General features: G+C 67.6%; 16 protein-coding genes. 6 read left to right on the forward strand and 10 right to left on the reverse strand.

Going from position 1 to position 15,392, the window contains the following annotated elements; translation table 11 throughout:
* Nucleotides 1-133: 133 nt before the first annotated feature.
* The 4 genes from BO221_RS27800 to BO221_RS27815 are packed head-to-tail and all read right to left on the reverse strand — an operon-like array spanning nucleotide 134 to nucleotide 2,002.
* Nucleotides 134-766 carry an alpha/beta hydrolase gene (locus tag BO221_RS27800; RefSeq protein ID WP_073563527.1) on the reverse strand — a complete coding sequence of 211 codons (633 nt, stop codon included), beginning with the start codon at nucleotides 764-766 and terminating at the stop codon, nucleotides 134-136.
* 39 nt (nucleotides 767-805) lie between these two features.
* The gene (locus BO221_RS27805; RefSeq protein ID WP_073563528.1) at nucleotides 806-1,324 is read right to left on the reverse strand and encodes a hypothetical protein; all 519 of its coding nucleotides are present in this window, start codon (nucleotides 1,322-1,324) and stop codon (nucleotides 806-808) included.
* Nucleotide 1,325: 1 nt separating this feature from the next.
* Nucleotides 1,326-1,631, reverse strand: a complete 306-nt coding sequence (locus BO221_RS27810) for a hypothetical protein (protein WP_073563529.1) — start codon at nucleotides 1,629-1,631, stop codon at nucleotides 1,326-1,328.
* Nucleotides 1,625-2,002, reverse strand: a complete 378-nt coding sequence (locus BO221_RS27815; RefSeq protein ID WP_073563530.1) for a HEPN domain-containing protein — start codon at nucleotides 2,000-2,002, stop codon at nucleotides 1,625-1,627. Before BO221_RS27815 ends, BO221_RS27810 begins: the two co-directional genes overlap by 7 nt.
* 182 nt (nucleotides 2,003-2,184) lie before the next feature.
* Between BO221_RS27815 and BO221_RS27820 the strand changes: the two genes are divergently transcribed.
* Nucleotides 2,185-2,604, forward strand: coding sequence for a type III secretion system chaperone (locus BO221_RS27820; protein ID WP_073563531.1), 420 nt, complete (start codon nucleotides 2,185-2,187; stop codon nucleotides 2,602-2,604).
* 21 nt (nucleotides 2,605-2,625) lie between these two features.
* On the opposite strand, the gene BO221_RS27825 is transcribed toward BO221_RS27820, so the two are convergent.
* Nucleotides 2,626-2,946, reverse strand: coding sequence for a hypothetical protein (locus tag BO221_RS27825; RefSeq protein WP_073563532.1), 321 nt, complete (start codon nucleotides 2,944-2,946; stop codon nucleotides 2,626-2,628).
* Nucleotides 2,940-3,317 carry a hypothetical protein gene (locus tag BO221_RS27830; RefSeq protein ID WP_073563533.1) on the reverse strand — a complete coding sequence of 126 codons (378 nt, stop codon included), beginning with the start codon at nucleotides 3,315-3,317 and terminating at the stop codon, nucleotides 2,940-2,942. The genes BO221_RS27825 and BO221_RS27830 overlap by 7 nt, the downstream gene beginning before the upstream one ends.
* A 183-nt stretch (nucleotides 3,318-3,500) precedes the next feature.
* On the opposite strand from BO221_RS27830, the gene BO221_RS27835 reads away from it, so the two are divergent.
* Together BO221_RS27835 and BO221_RS27840 are read left to right on the forward strand one after the other, a co-directional pair.
* On the forward strand, nucleotides 3,501-4,301 hold the full coding sequence (locus tag BO221_RS27835; protein ID WP_073563534.1) for a DUF4261 domain-containing protein: 801 nt from the start codon (nucleotides 3,501-3,503) through the stop codon (nucleotides 4,299-4,301).
* A 142-nt stretch (nucleotides 4,302-4,443) separates the two neighbouring features.
* Entirely contained in the window at nucleotides 4,444-5,205 is a 762-nt protein-coding gene (locus BO221_RS27840; RefSeq protein WP_083681427.1) for a fibrinogen-like YCDxxxxGGGW domain-containing protein, read from the forward strand.
* A 31-nt stretch (nucleotides 5,206-5,236) separates the two neighbouring features.
* Here BO221_RS27840 and BO221_RS27845 read toward each other — a convergent pair whose 3' ends face one another.
* From BO221_RS27845 to BO221_RS27855, 3 genes are all read right to left on the reverse strand, one after another.
* Nucleotides 5,237-6,433, reverse strand: coding sequence for a class I SAM-dependent rRNA methyltransferase (locus BO221_RS27845; RefSeq protein ID WP_073563536.1), 1,197 nt, complete (start codon nucleotides 6,431-6,433; stop codon nucleotides 5,237-5,239).
* Nucleotides 6,430-7,251, reverse strand: coding sequence for an HAD-IIB family hydrolase (locus BO221_RS27850; RefSeq protein WP_073563537.1), 822 nt, complete (start codon nucleotides 7,249-7,251; stop codon nucleotides 6,430-6,432). Before BO221_RS27850 ends, BO221_RS27845 begins: the two co-directional genes overlap by 4 nt.
* Before the next feature lie 110 nt (nucleotides 7,252-7,361).
* Nucleotides 7,362-9,239 (reverse strand): M4 family metallopeptidase, encoded by a 1,878-nt coding sequence (locus tag BO221_RS27855; RefSeq protein WP_073563538.1) that lies wholly within the window; start codon nucleotides 9,237-9,239, stop codon nucleotides 7,362-7,364.
* Between the two features lie 416 nt (nucleotides 9,240-9,655).
* On the opposite strand from BO221_RS27855, the gene BO221_RS27860 reads away from it, so the two are divergent.
* A complete protein-coding gene (locus tag BO221_RS27860) occupies nucleotides 9,656-11,977 on the forward strand; it encodes a hypothetical protein (RefSeq protein ID WP_073563539.1) in 2,322 nt (773 codons plus the stop codon).
* A gap of 1 nt (nucleotide 11,978) precedes the next feature.
* Here BO221_RS27860 and BO221_RS27865 read toward each other — a convergent pair whose 3' ends face one another.
* Complete coding sequence (locus BO221_RS27865) at nucleotides 11,979-13,142, reverse strand: hypothetical protein (protein WP_073563540.1); 1,164 nt, start codon at nucleotides 13,140-13,142, stop codon at nucleotides 11,979-11,981.
* A gap of 111 nt (nucleotides 13,143-13,253) precedes the next feature.
* On the opposite strand from BO221_RS27865, the gene BO221_RS27870 reads away from it, so the two are divergent.
* Both BO221_RS27870 and corA read left to right on the forward strand, forming a co-directional pair.
* A complete protein-coding gene (locus tag BO221_RS27870; RefSeq protein ID WP_073563541.1) occupies nucleotides 13,254-14,441 on the forward strand; it encodes a triacylglycerol lipase in 1,188 nt (395 codons plus the stop codon).
* A complete protein-coding gene (corA, locus tag BO221_RS27875) occupies nucleotides 14,438-15,382 on the forward strand; it encodes a magnesium/cobalt transporter CorA (protein WP_073563542.1) in 945 nt (314 codons plus the stop codon). Before BO221_RS27870 ends, corA begins: the two co-directional genes overlap by 4 nt.
* Nucleotides 15,383-15,392 lie beyond the last annotated feature (10 nt).

Here is a 15,392-nt window from a genome sequence, read left to right on the forward strand (position 1 = left end):
CCTTGATGCAGACCCCTACGAACGAACGGCGGAACGATTGGGTCTCTTGAGTCTGTTCGGCGCCCCTCCCGGCGGACAAGCTTCCCTCCGGGGTGGGGAACCTTCGTCAATTCAACGGGTTACGTGACATCGGTCATTTGCCCGACAACATCTTCAGCCAGGTGCGTACGGCTTTTCCCACCATGGGCAGGGCGTGATGGAAATGGGCCCCGGCGCCTTCCACCACCGCCAGCTCGCCCCCCGCCGCGTCCACCGCCTCGGCCAGCTCCGCCCGGGACAGGGTGGTGTCCAGCTCGCCTACCACCACCAGCAGCGCCCGGCCGAGCCCGGCCAGCTCCCGGGCCGACACCTCCCTGGGGCTCACCAGGCACAGGCCCGCCACCTCGGGATGGCGCGCCCGGAGCGCGAGGGCGACCCGGGCACTGCCATGGAGCGCGGCCACCGCCGCCGCGGGCGAGTGGGCATTCTCCAACACCACCCCCAGTGCCGCCCCGGCATCCTCGACCAGCGCGTCGCCCGAGCCCCTCTCTCCCTGGCTGCCGCCCACGCCCCGGTAGTTGAAGCGCAGGGTCGGGTGGCCGGCGGATGCCGCGGCGAAGGCCAGCTCGGCGCCGATGACATGGTCCATGCCACCGCCGTCCTCGGGCCGGGGCGGGAGGACGAGCAGCGGAGGGCGCTCATCGCCCCGGTGCGCGACTCCCTCCATCACCTGGCTGCCGACGGGAATGAGCGTGGAGCGCTCGAGGAACTGACCTTTGAGGACCATGGACGGGGCTCAAGATAACGCGGAGCGTGCCCGCGTGCTTCACTCCTGGAGGATTTCCTGCCGGGCGGTAAACGCCAGCCGGGCGTCACAGGACAGGGCACTGCCTCCGGCGCACGCGGCACAGCTCGAACGAAGCTCCACCACCCCCCGGGAGATGGTGTCCAGGTCCTCGAAGACGATGCGCAGGGTGGTGGACTCGAGCACCTGACCATCGGCCGACACCTGCACCCGCTCGGCCGAGAAGGAGTCCCCGGTGCCGGCGATGGCTCCCGAGAGCAGCACAGGAGGGGCATCTCCCAGCGGCCAGCCGCCCTCGGGCGCGTCCAGCTCCAGGAAGGCGCGATCCGCGCTGCCGGCCTCCCAGACCGTCCAGATGAAGTCCCGGTAGAGGTTGCGCTCCTCCACCCGGGGGGACGGAGGCGTTCCGCCGCGGTAGCAGGAGTTCGGGAGCGCCGAGAGCGGCGCGGGGTCCACCACCACGCGGTACCGCCGGATCTCGTCTCCGCCGCCACAACCGGCGAGCACGGTGAGCACCACCGCGATTCCCAGGTTTCTCATGTCAGGTCGCTCCCGCCATCTCCGCCGCATGCTCCTGGCGGACCCACGCGTAATACCGATCCGTGTTCTCGGGGGTGTGGAAAAGCACGAGGAGCGCCAGGCCCTTCTCGTCATAAAACCTCGACAGCAACTCCCAGAGCCGATGGCGGAGTTCCCGCCGTTCCTTGGAAGGCACGTCGAAGACATTCAGACACCAGTCCCGTCCTGGGAAGTCGCCCTTCGTGATCCGATGATCCGTCCATCTCACCGGCCGATTCCCGACGATCTCCTTCACCTGCCTGCGAATCTCCTCCCGCTCATTCACCATGCCGGCTCCTCCCCCAGCACATGCCGGACGATGACGGTGGCAGCCGCCAGCGCATCCCTTGCCTCCTCCACCGTCACATCCAGTTCCAGATAATCCGCGTCGACGCGTAACTCGATCAGCTCACCCAGCTCCTCACTCAATCGGGTGTCGAGCACACCCGCCCTGCGTACCGCATAGGCCAGAGGCTCATGCTGGAAGTAATATACACCCGGCCTGACTTCTGGAGTAGGGATACCCGCTTCGTTCATCGCGTGCCAGCACGCATGGTAGGCCGCGTAATACGCCCGTGAGGCCGCCGCGTTGGGACACGGATCCTCAACGTCCAGAAGCACACGCGCCGCCGACAGGTTCTCCCACGCCTTCCTCTCCATCGCCCTTCCCCTCCCCCTGCCTCCTTCCTACCGCCCACCTCTGACATGGGGCCGCACACCCCCACTCCAGCGGTCATCCCTGGGCCCGATGCCCTCTCGGCTCCACCATTCCTCGCGACGCCGGGCGGGCTGCTGCTAACGTCCACTCGGAAGAATGACGCCTCCTGAGAGGCGGAGGACCCATGACCCGCGACGAAGCGCAGCGACTGGTGCAGGCGTTCATGAAATCCCTCGGTCAGGCGAGCGAGGGCCTCAACCCGCAGGGATTCGGTGGAGTGGCGGTCGGGAACGCGCAGCTCTACTTCGAGTACCACACGGACAAGCAGACGCTGGAGACGAGCGCCCTCATCTACAAGTTCCGGGATCCCCCCAAGCCCGGCGTGCTCGAGGGCTTCCGCGCCGAGGAGAAGTCCGGCACGGACACCGGCGGTGGCGCGGTGGACTACGAAACCGAGAACAACAGCCTCTTCCTGAGCCGCACCTATGCTTCGGTGCCGTCGGAGGCGGCCTTCCGCGAGGACATGAAGCGCCTCACCCAGGCGAGCCTCGTGTGGAGTGACGAGGTGATGGACCGCGTGGCCTCGCGCGTGTTCAAGCGCTGAGGCGCGAATCCCCGCATCACATCAGGGAGTGGCGCGTGCCACTCCCGCCCGCTCCGCCGCGTGCTCCTCGCGGACCCAGGCGTAGTAGCGATCCGTGTTCTCGGGGGTGTGGAACAGGATGGTGAGCGCCAGGCGCTTCTGCTGATAGAGGGGCAGGTAGAACTCGTCGAACAGACGGTCATGAAGTTCCTCCTGCTCGTCAAAGGGCACGTCGAAGATCTCCAGCGCCCAATCGCGCCCTGGGAAGTCGCCCTTCGTGGTCCGATGATCCGTCCACCTCACGGGTCTTCCCCCCACGGCCTCCATCACCTTCCGCCGAATCTCTTCCCGTTCGCTCACCATGTCGGCTCCTCGCCCAGCAGCCGCTGGACGAAAGCCGTGGCTCTCTCCAGCGCCCTTCTCACCAGCTCCACTGTCAGCTCATCTCCAAGGTAGTCCGCGACAACTCTCAGCTCGGCCAACCATCTCAGCGCCTTGCCCGCCTGCCCATCGAGCACGCCTACCTCGATTGCATCTCCAGGCAGAGGCTCATGCAGGAAGTAATATACACCCGGCCTGACTTCTGGAGTAGGGACACCCGCTTCGTTCATCGCATGCCAGCACGCATGGTAGGCCGCGTAGTACGCACGCGAGGCCGCCGCGTTGGGACACGGATCCTCGATCTCGAGAAGCACACGCGCCGCCGACAGGTTCTCCCACACCTTCCGCTCCATCGCCCTTCCCCTCCACGCCTCCCTTCCCTATCACCCACCTCCGACATGGGGCCGCCCTCCCCCACCCGTGCGGTCACCCGGGTCCTCGACTCCAGAGCGCGCCTCGCCGTGGGTGGGCTATAACGCCGGGCCCGTGAGTGTTTCCGCGGAGAAGGCCCGCTGCGCGGAACACGAGGAGGACGGATGGGATTCTTCCGGAAGAAATCGGTGGAAGTGGACGCGCCGAAGCCGCAGCGCAACCTGGGGCTGGCAATGGTGACGCTCGATCGTGCAAGGCCACTGCCCGAGGGCGCGCTGCTGGCCTTTCTGCTGGACAACTGGCCGGAGCTTCCACGCGCGAAGGAGGTCCGCCAGGAGGGGGACACGCTGAGCTTCGAGCTGGACGGCGCGGCCGTCACTCTCACGCTGATGAGCGCCCCCATTCCCTGGAGAGACCTGGAGGGACCGGCACGCGCCGCCTGGCACTGGCCCGAGGCGGCCGAAAGGCTGAAGGCCCATCTGGCGCACGTCATCGTCGCCGTGCTCGCCCCGGGGATGGATCGCATCGCGACGATGCTGTTGCTGACGCGGGTGGTGGCCGCGGTGGCCGCTACGACCGACGCCAACGGCGTGTACTGGGGTGAGGGGCCGGTGGTGAACGCACCGGACGACTTCGTCGAGGAGGCGAAGCGGACCTCACGCGAGCGGCTGCCCCTCTACCTGTGGCTGGCCTTCCAACTCTCGCGCAACCCGGACGGCACCTTCACGCTCGCCACCTCGGGCATGAGATCCTTCGGATTCATGGAGCTGGAGCTGGTGGCGCTCCGCGAGAAGCCCGCGACGCTGGTGGACCGGGCCTTCAACTTCGCCCACTACCTGCTCGATCACGGTCCGGTGCTGAAGGACGGGGATACCATCGGACTCTCGGCACAAGAGCGCTTCCGCATCCGCCACGTGCCCTCTACTGTCGAACCATCCCGCACGGTGTACCGGATCGAGCTGTGAGGCCAGACACGGCCGGAAACGCAGCGGAGACGTCCAGCAGACAAAGAGGCAAGCCTTTGGGGCAGTCCATACACGACTTGCCGGGAAACAACTCATTCCCATCCTCTCGGGAGTTCTTCTGGCCACTGCCCGAAAGGCTGTCATGAGCGTATTGAAATCGCAGATTCTAAGTCTTGCGGTCCTGCTCTTCGCCGCGCCGTCCGCGCTGGCACAGAATGCCACTCCTGGATCGTCGCCCTCGACGGCACTCGAGAACTGCCGGGCCTTGCAGGCGGCAGGAGTCGCCCTGTCCGGCACCTACTGGATCCGGCCCGCTGGCGGGACCCCCGTCACCGCATACTGTGACATGGAGACGAATGGCGGAGGATGGACGCTCGTCTACAATAGCAACCTGGGCGTCAACACAACCGACTTCTGGAACATCCCTCACTGGGAAAGACTGAACCGCCGAGGACGCCCCAACCTCGAATCACTCTTCTACGACGGCAGCTTCTACCGATACGGCACCCTCTACATGGACGTCATCGAGGATCTGCGAGGCAAGAGCGTCGTCGCACTGGTGGCGGAAGTAAGTGGGATCGATCTGTATTCGATGAAATTCATCTCCCCGCGGTACGTGTCTGGACACTCGGGAATCTATTCTCAGCAATTCGCAGCAGGTTGGTCCGCACCCGACTTCGATGGGGATCTCTACTCCGGACAGTGCGCAACCACTTACGCGTACGTCACCCAGCACTATGGCAACTGCTGGTACTACAACCTTGGTGCGGACGGAGACACCCCTGCCGACGACGGAAGAGTCGGTCCACATGTCTATTACACCACGGCCTCCGCGATGGGGCTGAGCACGGACGGGAGCTATTACACCCGCGTCCGCCGCATCTCGCGCTTCGTGAAGTGGTAGGGCCCGCGCACGGGCCCCAAGTCGGCGGCAGCTACACCGACACCATCACGTAGAACTTCAGGTAGCGGCCCTCGGGGAACTGGAGCCGGATCGGATGATCCGGCGGCTGGTAGCGCTCCTCCACCATCGCCAGATCCACTCCCGCCTTGAAGGCCGCCTCCTTCACCGCGCCCATGAAGTCATCCGGGCCCACTCGCGCCGAGCACGACGCCGTCGCCAGCAGGCCCCCGGGCCGCAGCAGCCCCAATGCCTGACGGTTCAGCGACGCATACCCGTCGATCGCCGCCTGCACCGCCTTCTGGCTCTTCGCGAACGCCGGCGGGTCCAGGATGATCATATCGAACGTCCTCCCCTCCTCCCGGAAGGACGCCAGCAGCTTGAACACGTCCGCCGCGAGGAAGTCGTGCTTCTCCGCCGGCAGCCCGTTGCGCGTGAAGTTCTCCCGCGCCAGCGCGATCGCATCCGGATCCAGGTCCACCGAGAACACACTGTTCGCCCCGCCCAGCGCCGCGTTCACCGAGAACCCGCCGCTGAAACAGAAGCAGTTCAGCACGTCCCTGCCCTTCGCCAGCCGCCGGATCAGGTACCGGTTCTCCCGCTGGTCCAGGAAGAAGCCCGTCTTCTGCCCTCGCCACGCGTCCACCCCGAACTTCGCCCCCCGCTCGAGGATCTCCAGCACCTCCGGTGCCTTCTCCCCCCACAGCATCCGCCCCGCGCCCCGGCCCTCGTCCTCCTCCACGTCGTCCCGGCCCACCTCGTCCCGGCCCAGGATGCCCTTGAGCTCCGGCACCGCCGCCTTCAGCGCCTCGACGATCAGCCCCCGGTACGGCGTGAGCCCCGCCGAGTACAGCTTCAGCACCGCGTACCGCCCATACAGGTCCACCACCACGCCGGGCAGCCCATCCCCCTCGCCGTGGATCAACCGGAAGCTGTCCGTGTCCGTCAGATCGATCAGCGAGCGCCGCTCGGCCAGCGCCTGTTTCACCCGCTGCGCGAAGAAGGCCGCGTCGATGTTCTGCTTCGGGTTGCGCGTCAGCACCCGCACCGCGATGGCCGAGTGCGGATCGAAATACCCGCGCGCCACGAACTTCCCGTTCTCCGCCAGGTCCACCACGCTGCCGGGAGGAATCTTCGGCACCTTGTCCAGCGCCTTGCGGAAGACCCACGGGTGTCCCGCGCGCAGGTGACGGCCCAGCCCCGGGGCCAGCTCCAACTTCACGACGTTCACGCTCCCACTCCTCGGCGAGGGGCCCGGCGGGCCCGTTGGGCGACAATGGCACGGGCGAGCTCCTCGAAGCCCCGCCCCTCCTCCGCCCGGGTAATGAAGGCCGGCGGGGTGTCGATGCGATCCAACACCCGCCGCACGTTGGCCACCCCGACACTCAGGGCGAACCCTCCAAACATCGGGGCATCATTGAAGCTATCCCCGGCGTACACGAAGCGCCCATCCCCCGGTTCCAGCCGCAAACCCCAGGCGAGCTTCAGGAAGCGCCTCACCGCCGACAGCTTGTCGAAGCGCCCCAGCCAGCAGTTGATGTGCACCGACGAGCGCACCGCCGTCACCCCCCGCGCCCGCAGCAGCGCTTCGATCCGCTCGGCCCCCTGCTCGCCCAGCCGCGCCTCCTCGTTGTAGTCCACGGCCAGGTCCACCTCCGTGAAGGCGCTGTCCATGGACAGGCGCGCCCCGGGCACCTGCCGCAGCACGGCCGCCACCTCCGCCTCCAGCTTCCGGCGGTTCGGCAGCCGGACCCGCGGGGACTCGGCGTACACCTTGCGCAGCTTCCCCCCGGGGCCCCGCAGGAAGAACAGGCCCCCGTTCTCGACGATCACCCCGTCCACCGGCAGCGTACGGGCCCACGCCTCGCCCCAACCGGCCGGGCGGCCCGTCACCAGCACCAGCTTGAGGCCGGCCTCCACCAGGCGCTCGAGCGCCCGCACGGTCGTGGAGCGCAGCTGGTGCGAGCTGGTGAGGGTACCGTCGACATCGGTGAAGACCGCTTCCACCCGGGAGAGGTCCGCGTGGCGCAGGGGGCGAGGGACAACCATATGGGCAGCGCCACTACACCCTTCCCGGCCTCACGGGAAGCCCGCAAAGACGAAACCCCCGGGAGGCAGTGCCTCCCAGGGGCCGTTCATCTCACTTCGGGTTCAGCCGATCACGGCGTGTACGCGCCCTTGATCGTGACGCCGGAGTAGGTGGTGTAGGCGTTCAGCATGACGTGCATGCGCTGGGCCGTGCTCTGCGCGGCGATGTTGCACGTCTCGTTGTTGCCGGAGAGGTACGGACGGCAGTTGTACGAGGAGGTGGTCGGCTGCGAGCCGATCCTCACGTACATGTCCGCGTCACCCGTGCCACCGGTGATGGTGAAGGTGGAGGCGCGGCTGGCCGGCACGTCCAGGTAGTAGAACTTGTTCGTGCCCGAGGTGCCCGACTGGCCCGTGAGGCCCACGTTGTTGGTCAGCGCGGTGGCCGGAGCCGGCGGAACCACGATGCCCACGCCCACCGCCTGCCAGGCGGCCGACACCGAGGCGACCTCGGCCGTGGTGTAGCCCAGCTGCGTGGCGGCCGTCTCCGTGTACGTCTTCGCCTGGGCGAAGGTGGTAGAGGCCGTCATCAGGTCGCGGTTGGCGCGGTAGAAGATCTGACCGGCCTTCTGGATGCCGATGCCCGTCACGTTGGTGGTGGTCACGCCGCGCGGGTGCGTACCACCCGTGGTGAGCAGCTTGAACGCCAGGTTGGCGATGCCCGAGTTCCAGTGCACGCCGCCGTTGTCGGACGTACCCGTGTAGCGCGTGGGGTAGTAGTCGTAGGACGAGCCGTCCTGCGTCGGGTTGGCCATGTAGCGGAGCGCGTCACCCGGGGTGTTGGGCGTCCACACGTCGTCGCCGACCATCCACACCGCCGCGTCCACCACCCAGCCACGGCTCCACGACTCGCAGTAGGCGCCGAAGATGTCGCTCAGGCCCTCGTTGAGAGCGCCGGACTCGTTGGAGTAGGTGAGGTTGGACTCGGAGCTGGTCACCGCGTGCGTCAGCTCGTGCACCGTCACGTCCAGCGACTTGCCCAGCGGCGCGGACTGCGTGCCGTTGCTGTCGCCGTACACCATCTGGCTGCCGTTCCAGAAGGCGTTGGTGTAGTTGGTGCTGTAGTGCACCGTGCTGCGCAGCTGCGCGCCCGAGCCGTTGTACGAGTCACGCGCGAAGTTCACGCTGTAGCAGTCGTAGGTGGTGCCCAGGTGGGTGTAGTTGTCGTCCACGTGGGTGTCGCCGGTGGCCGCGCCACCCTCGGAGCGCTTGAGCGTGCCGGGCAGCGAGGTGCCGTTGTTGGCCGAGTACACCGCGCGGTTCTTCGCCGCGTGGATGTCCGAGGCCACCATCTCGACGCCGCCGGTCAGCGCGTTGACGAACACGTGGTCACGGATGGGGAGGTCGGCGCCCTCGCCCGTCACCACCACCTCGTAGACCAGCTTGAGGCGGCTGTCCTTCTCGGAGCGGATGTACATCAGGCGGGCATCGCCCTCGGAGGCGATGTGGCGGCCCACGGTGTTGTCCAGGGCGGCGGCGCGGGCGGCCTCGCCGGAGATGCGCGCCACGGAGGGCACGATCTCGCCGTCACGGGCCGAGCCGTTGGCCATGAAGATCTTGCCGCTCGCATCCTTGTGGATGATGAGCTCGCCGCCGAACACCGGCAGGCCGTTCTTGGTCTGGCCGTAGCGGATGTGGGTGTTGCCCTGCTCGTCCACGGTGGTGCGCTTCATCACCAGGTCGGAGGCGTTGAGGCGGAAGGCCGCGGCGATGCCCTGCAGGCCACTCGCGTTGTCCAGGTTGCCCTTGAGCAGGAAGGGAACGCCGTCGTCGTTGGAGCCGAGAACCTGAGCGGAGGGCAGCGCGGCGAGCGCGGCCTGCACGTCACCCAGCGAGTCAGCGGCCAGGTCGGACTTCGGGGCGCCCTCGGGCAGCTGCGAATTGTCGACCTCGCAAGCGGCGAGGGGAAGGGCGAGCAGCGCGGCAGCAAGGAAGCGAGTGCGAAACACTGGGGGTTCCTCCTGTTCAACGGCGGGGTGCCGTCGGACGCAGGAACCATGAGCAGGAAGCGGGCCAACCTATAAACCGTGGAAATGCCTGCCTTTACGCATCACCCGGCTCATCCAGTGGAGTGCGGATGTCACCCTCAACGCGCTCCGCTCTGCATCGGATGTTTACACTTCAGGGACAAAGCCGCCTGATTTCAATGGCTTTCATTCATCCCCCAAGTGCTGTACCAAATCAAGACAGTGGTGTCCTGAATCCAGACACCCTCCTATCTCCTTGGCATCGCAACACTTTGCCCTGAAATCATTTGAACGGCAAGAGATAAAACCGCTGGCAAGCGAGGCCTCGGATAGGGCCTGTCACGTTTCCCCCCACCCCACTCCACCCCTCGTGGAACTGGCTCGTCGGGGGTGAGGCCATGGCGAAGAAGGGCCTGCTGAGTTCGAGGGATTTCAGCTCGCTGTCGATCAAGGATCTGCTGGAGGCGCGCGAGGCGTACCACGTCCATCTCGCGCATCTGGACTCGGTGGTGGCGACGGCTATCGGGCGCTACCGGATCCGCCGGAGGGATCCCGACGCGGAGGATCCGAGCGCCCCGCCCGCGCACAAGAGCACGGAGCCCCGGACGCTCTCCAACACGGTCGTCCAGCACTGGTCCTGGCCCTGCGTGCTGGTGTTCGTGGACGAGTGGTTGACCCCCGAGGAGCTCACCCACCAACCCGAGCAGCTCGTCCCGCCACTGCTCTACCTGCCAGACGGCCGGGTGGTGCCCACCTGCGTCATCCTCGCCGAACGGCAGCAGCGAGCCCCCGCGCCACTCCAGACGCTCGCCTTCACCTCGGGGCTGGTCGGCGGAGGCTATCCGGCCCTCACGGATGTGCAGGGACGCCAGCACCTGGGGACGTTCGGCTGCCTCGTCACGGATGGGGACTCCGTCCATGCCCTCACCAACCGGCACGTGGTGGGTGAGCCGGGCCGCGAGGTCCATACCCTCATCCAGGGCCGACGGCGCCGCGTGGGCGTCAGCCAGGAGCGCCAGGTGGGCAAACGGCCCTTCACGGAGGTGTACCCGGGATGGCCCGGGAGCCGGACGTACGCCAACCTCGACGCGGGCCTCGTGCGGCTCGATGACGTGAGCGGGTGGACGGCCCAGGTGTTCGGCATGGGCGAGCTCGGTCCCCTGGTGGACCTCCACTGCGACACCCTCTCGTTGGATCTCATCGGCTGCTTCGTGCGCGCCTTCGGTGGCGCCTCGGGTCCGCTCGAGGGGGAGATCCACGGGCTCTTCTACCGCTACCAATCCCTGGGGGGCTTCGACTACGTGGCGGACCTGATGATCGGCCCCCGCCAGGGCGCGGGCCCCCTGCCCACCCTGCCCGGCGACTCGGGAACCCTCTGGTTCTTCGAGCCCAGGGACGCCCCGGAAGAGAAGGCAACGCCGCCCACCGGCGCCCGGGCCCGGCAATGGCGTCCGATCGCCCTCCAATGGGGAGGACACCGGCTGATGACCCCGGGTGGCGGGGAGACGTATGCCTTCGCGCTCGCCACCAACTTGAGCTCCATCTGCCGCGCGTTGGACGTGGAGCTCGTGCGCGACTGGGACATCGGGCTGAGCGAGTACTGGGGGAAGGTGGGCCACTACAAGGTGGGCATCACGGCCTGCGGGCTCGTGTCCAACCGGCGGCTCGCGCACCTGGTGACCGCCAACGCCGAGCGCATCGCGGTGGGGGACGAGGCCATCACCCGGGGTGAGCTGCCCCGCGCCGATACCCAGCACTTCGTGGCGCTCGCGGACGTGGCGGACCTGGTGTGGCGCACCACGCGCAAACGGGACGCGGCCAACCACTTCGCCGACATGGATCAGCCGGGCCAGGGCCGCTTCGAGGGGAAGACATTGCTCGAGCTGTGGCGGACGGATCCCTCCAGCCGCACCCCCGCCGTGTGGAGCGAGTTCTACGAGAGCCTCGGTATCAAGCAGAACGCCGGGCGCGGCGCGCTGCCGTTCCGGGTCTGGCAGATCTACGACGCCATGGTGGGCTACGCCCGGGAGCAGCGGGTGGCGGAGTATCTGTGCGCCGCGGGCATCCTCGCCCACTACGTGGGGGATGCCTGCCAGCCCCTCCATGTCTCGTTCCTGCACCATGGACGGCCCGGCCATGCCGACGAGGAAGACGTCCACGCCGTCTACGAGACGAAGATGTTGGATCTGCGGACCGCCGAGCTGATCGCCGGCGTGAACGCGCGCGTGCGGGGCAAACACGTCACGGACACGCTCCGGGGCGGAGCCGCGGCGGCGGATGCTGTCGTGAAGCTCATGCAGGCTACGATCGACACCCTGCCCCCCATGGAGGTGATCGAGGCCTACAACGCCCAGACCGGGCGCCAGCGGATTCCGCACATGTGGGAAGTGCTCGGGGAGCGCACGTGCGACTGCATGGCCAGGGGCGCGCTCTGCCTCGCCATGCTCTGGGAGAGCGCCTGGAGGGAAGGCGGCGGCACGAAGATCGCGGCCCACCGGCTCGGTCCCGTGGAGCCCCAGACGCTGCTGGCGCTCTACAACGATCCGGCCTTCCTGCCGGCGAGCTGGCTCCGGGACATGGTGTTCGAGGAGGAGGCCCCCGCCGCCCACCGGGCTCCAGCGCCCCGCTCCCGGACGGCCCGCCGCGAGCAGCCCACGACACGAGGCGGAACACGCGGCGGAGGGGCCCGGAAGGTGGCCCGGCACACGCCGCGGCGATGACTCAGCCGATCTCCAGTCCGGCCAGCAGGGACTGGAGGGTCTCCACGTTGGCGCGAAGCTCGGCGCCGGTGAGCTGGGACAACTGCGTCTTGCGCGCCTTGCGCAGGAAGGCATCCAGCCGCGGCTCCCGCCCGTAGAGGGACTGGGCACTGGCGGCCGTCTCGGCCAGGGCCCGCGCGGCGGCGGGAGGATCCGCGGCCAGCAGCCCAATGGAGCGCTCCAACCGCACCCCACAGCCCGCCCAGACCTCGCGGTCATGGGCGATGAGGAGCTGCCGCTGGTTCACGTGGCTGAGCGAGCGCACGATGGTGTCCAGCTCCTCCACCACGGACAGCACCTCCTGCTTGCTGGGGTTGTCCTGGATGGCCATGCGTCCGGCCCGGACGCGCAGCTCGATGATGTGCCGCTTGTCCTGCGCGCGCAGGTGCTTGTAGGCGGCGGTGCGGCCGAAGGCATCCAGCTCCGTCTGCAGCTGCTGGGCGTTCCACTGCACGTCCTCGGGCTCGGCCTCGCGCACCTTGGTCAGCCGCGCCGAGACGATGCGCGACAGGTCCGCCACGATGGCCCGCACCATCACCGCCGCCTTCACCTCCGCCTCGTGGCCGGGCACCACCTGCTGCCGCGTCACCGGCCCGAAGGCACTGGCGGACTCGAAGACGAGGTTGCCCATCTGCTCGCGGAAGCGCTCGCGCAGGCGCTGGATCTCCGCCAGCAGCGTCCACCGGTCCGACACCACCGAGGGGTTGCGCATCGTCTCGCCCAGCTGGGTGATGCCCTGGGCCAGCTGCTGCATCCACCCCAGCAAGAGCTCGGAGGCGTCCTTGGCCCGCCGCGCCTCCACGGTGGCCGCCAGGGGCGCCCCGGAGCCCGCGCCTCCCGCTGGCTTGGACGCGAACTGCTCCCGCACCACGTTGAGCAGCGCGTTCACGTCCATCACCGTGTCGCGGATGACGGGCGCCATCTCCTCCCAGAGCGACAGGTCCGGGCTGTCCTCCACGTGGGCGGTCTCGTACTTCAGCAGGTCCAGGTCGCTCAGCCGGGTGATGGCCTGGCCCGCCGCGACGTACACCGAGCGCAAGCGCTCGGCGAAGGCGCGATCGGACAGGGACTGGAGCAGCTCTTCGAGCTTGGGGGGCAAAGCGAACGGAGGGGTATCGGCGGCCACGGCGCACCCACTCTATCGGGTCCCGTGCGCCCCGTCGCGCACTTCGGCTGCCGGACGTATGGATCCGGGCATTTCCCTTGCGAGGGTTGCGCGCCCTCCTAGACTGACCGGATGGCGAAGCACCGCGTGTACCTCATTCCCGGCTTCTTCGGTTTCACCCATATGGGAGAGAAGCCAGCCGAGCGGATCGTCTACTTCGGGCATGTCCGCGACGCGCTCCTGGAGGGCTTCCGGAAGCGCGGCCACACCGCCGAGGTGGAGTCCGTGACGGGGCACCCCACGGCCAGCCTCGAGGTCCGGGCCCGGCTCATCCTCCGGACCATCGAGGAGACGGCCTCGAAGGATGACGCGGCCATCCACCTGATTGGCCACTCCACCGGAGGCGTGGACGCGCGAGGTCTGGTGTCCACCTGGATACCCAGGCAGGCGCCCCACCTGCGGGAGCGTGTGCGCTCGGTGGTGTCCGTGGCCACACCGCACCACGGCGCGCCCATGGCCAGCTTCTTCCTGCGGGATCGCCGGGGCGAGATGCTCCTGCGGCTGCTGTGGCTCTTCACCGTGTTCGCCCTGCGGCGGGGCCCTCGCCCGATGATGTTCCTGGCCTTCCGCCTGTTCTACGCGCTCAGCGAGGCGGGCCATCAGCTCGGCTTCCAGGCCACCCTGCTCGATCAGGTCACCCGGTTGATGGCCCATCTCACCCCCACCGAACAGGCCACGCTGGAGGAGTTCCTCGATCAGGTGGGGAAGGATCAGTCGATCATCGGGGATCTCACCCCGGAGAAGATGGTGGCCTTCAACCAGGACAACCCGGACCAGCCGGGCGTGCGCTACGGCTCGGTCATCACCGGCGCGCCGCCTCCGAGCTTCCTGGGCCTGCTCCGCGCCATCACCGGCAAGAACGACCCCGGCATGGGAGACCTGGTGTCGTTCCGGATGCTGGATCCCCAGCCCGAGGTCATCTACGGCGCCTACTCCTTCCTCTACACGAAGAGCGATCCGGACTCGCGGGAGCTGCGGACGCCCGAGCCCTCCCCCACCCATGACCGGCTGCTCCGGGACGTCTTCGGCGAGCAGTACCGCCAACGGAGCGATGGCGTCGTCCCCACGCGGACCCAACTGTGGGGCGAGCTCATCACCGCGGCCGTCGCCGACCACCTGGACGTGCTGGGCCACTTCGACGATCCACCCGAGCACGTGGGCTGGCTCAAGTCCGGCTCGCACTTCCGGACGCCCCAGTTCAACGGGCTGTGGGACCGGGTGCTCGACTTCATGGTGGATGGAAGCCGGGTGCGCGCATGATCCAGGTCGTCGTCATGAATGGAGGCAAGCCCCTCTTCGGGGGGGAGGATCTGCTCGAGCTGCCCGGCTCGAAGTGGGTCGACGTCCTCCAGCCGACCGAGGAGGAGATGAAGCGGCTCGGGGACCGCTACGGGCTGCACAAGCTGGCCATCGAGGACTGCCTGCACGTGGACCAGCGGCCCAAGCTGGAGGAGTACCCGAACCATCAATTCATCGTGCTCCAGGGCTTCACCGCCAGCTCGAAGAACGTGTGTGATCTGACGCTGCACGAGCACCACTTCTTCCTGGGACCGGACTGGCTCATCAGCGTCCACGAGCTTCCCTTCGATGGGCTCGAGATGGTGCGGCAGCGGGTGCGGGACGAGCCCCAGGCGACGATGGAACGCGGCGTGGACTTCATGCTGTACCTGCTGGCGGACGCGCTGGTGGACCGCAACTTCCCCGTCCTGGACACCTTCAATGACGAGCTGGAGGACCTGGAATCGGCGGTCTTCGAGAACCCGCAGCCGGAGCAGTTGCAGCGCATCTTCGAGATGAAGCGGGCGCTGGTGTCGCTGCGGCGGGTGCTGTCGCCACAGCGGGACGTGATGGGCTTCCTGGCCCGGAGGGGCATCCCCAACATCCAGGAACGCGCGGCGCTGTACTTCCGCGACGTGTATGACCATCTGGTGCGGCTGTACGAGCAGATCGACGCGGGCCGCGACCTGGTGGGCAACGTGATGGACGGCTACCTGTCCATGATGGCCAACCGGACGAGTGAGATCAGCAAACAGCTCACCATCATCGCAACCGTCTTCCTGCCGCTGTCGTTCATCACGGGCTTCTTCGGACAGAACTTCGACATCCTGTCCAATCGGGAGTTCTTCTGGGTGATGATCGTGTCCGTCTTCGGACTGCCCATCGCCCTGTTGTTCTGGTTCAAGCGCAACCGGTGGATTTGAAGTCCTGGAG

Origin of the sequence: Archangium sp. Cb G35, from assembly GCF_001896145.1 — a bacterium.
Classification (GTDB): Bacteria; Myxococcota; Myxococcia; order Myxococcales; family Myxococcaceae; genus Archangium; species Archangium violaceum.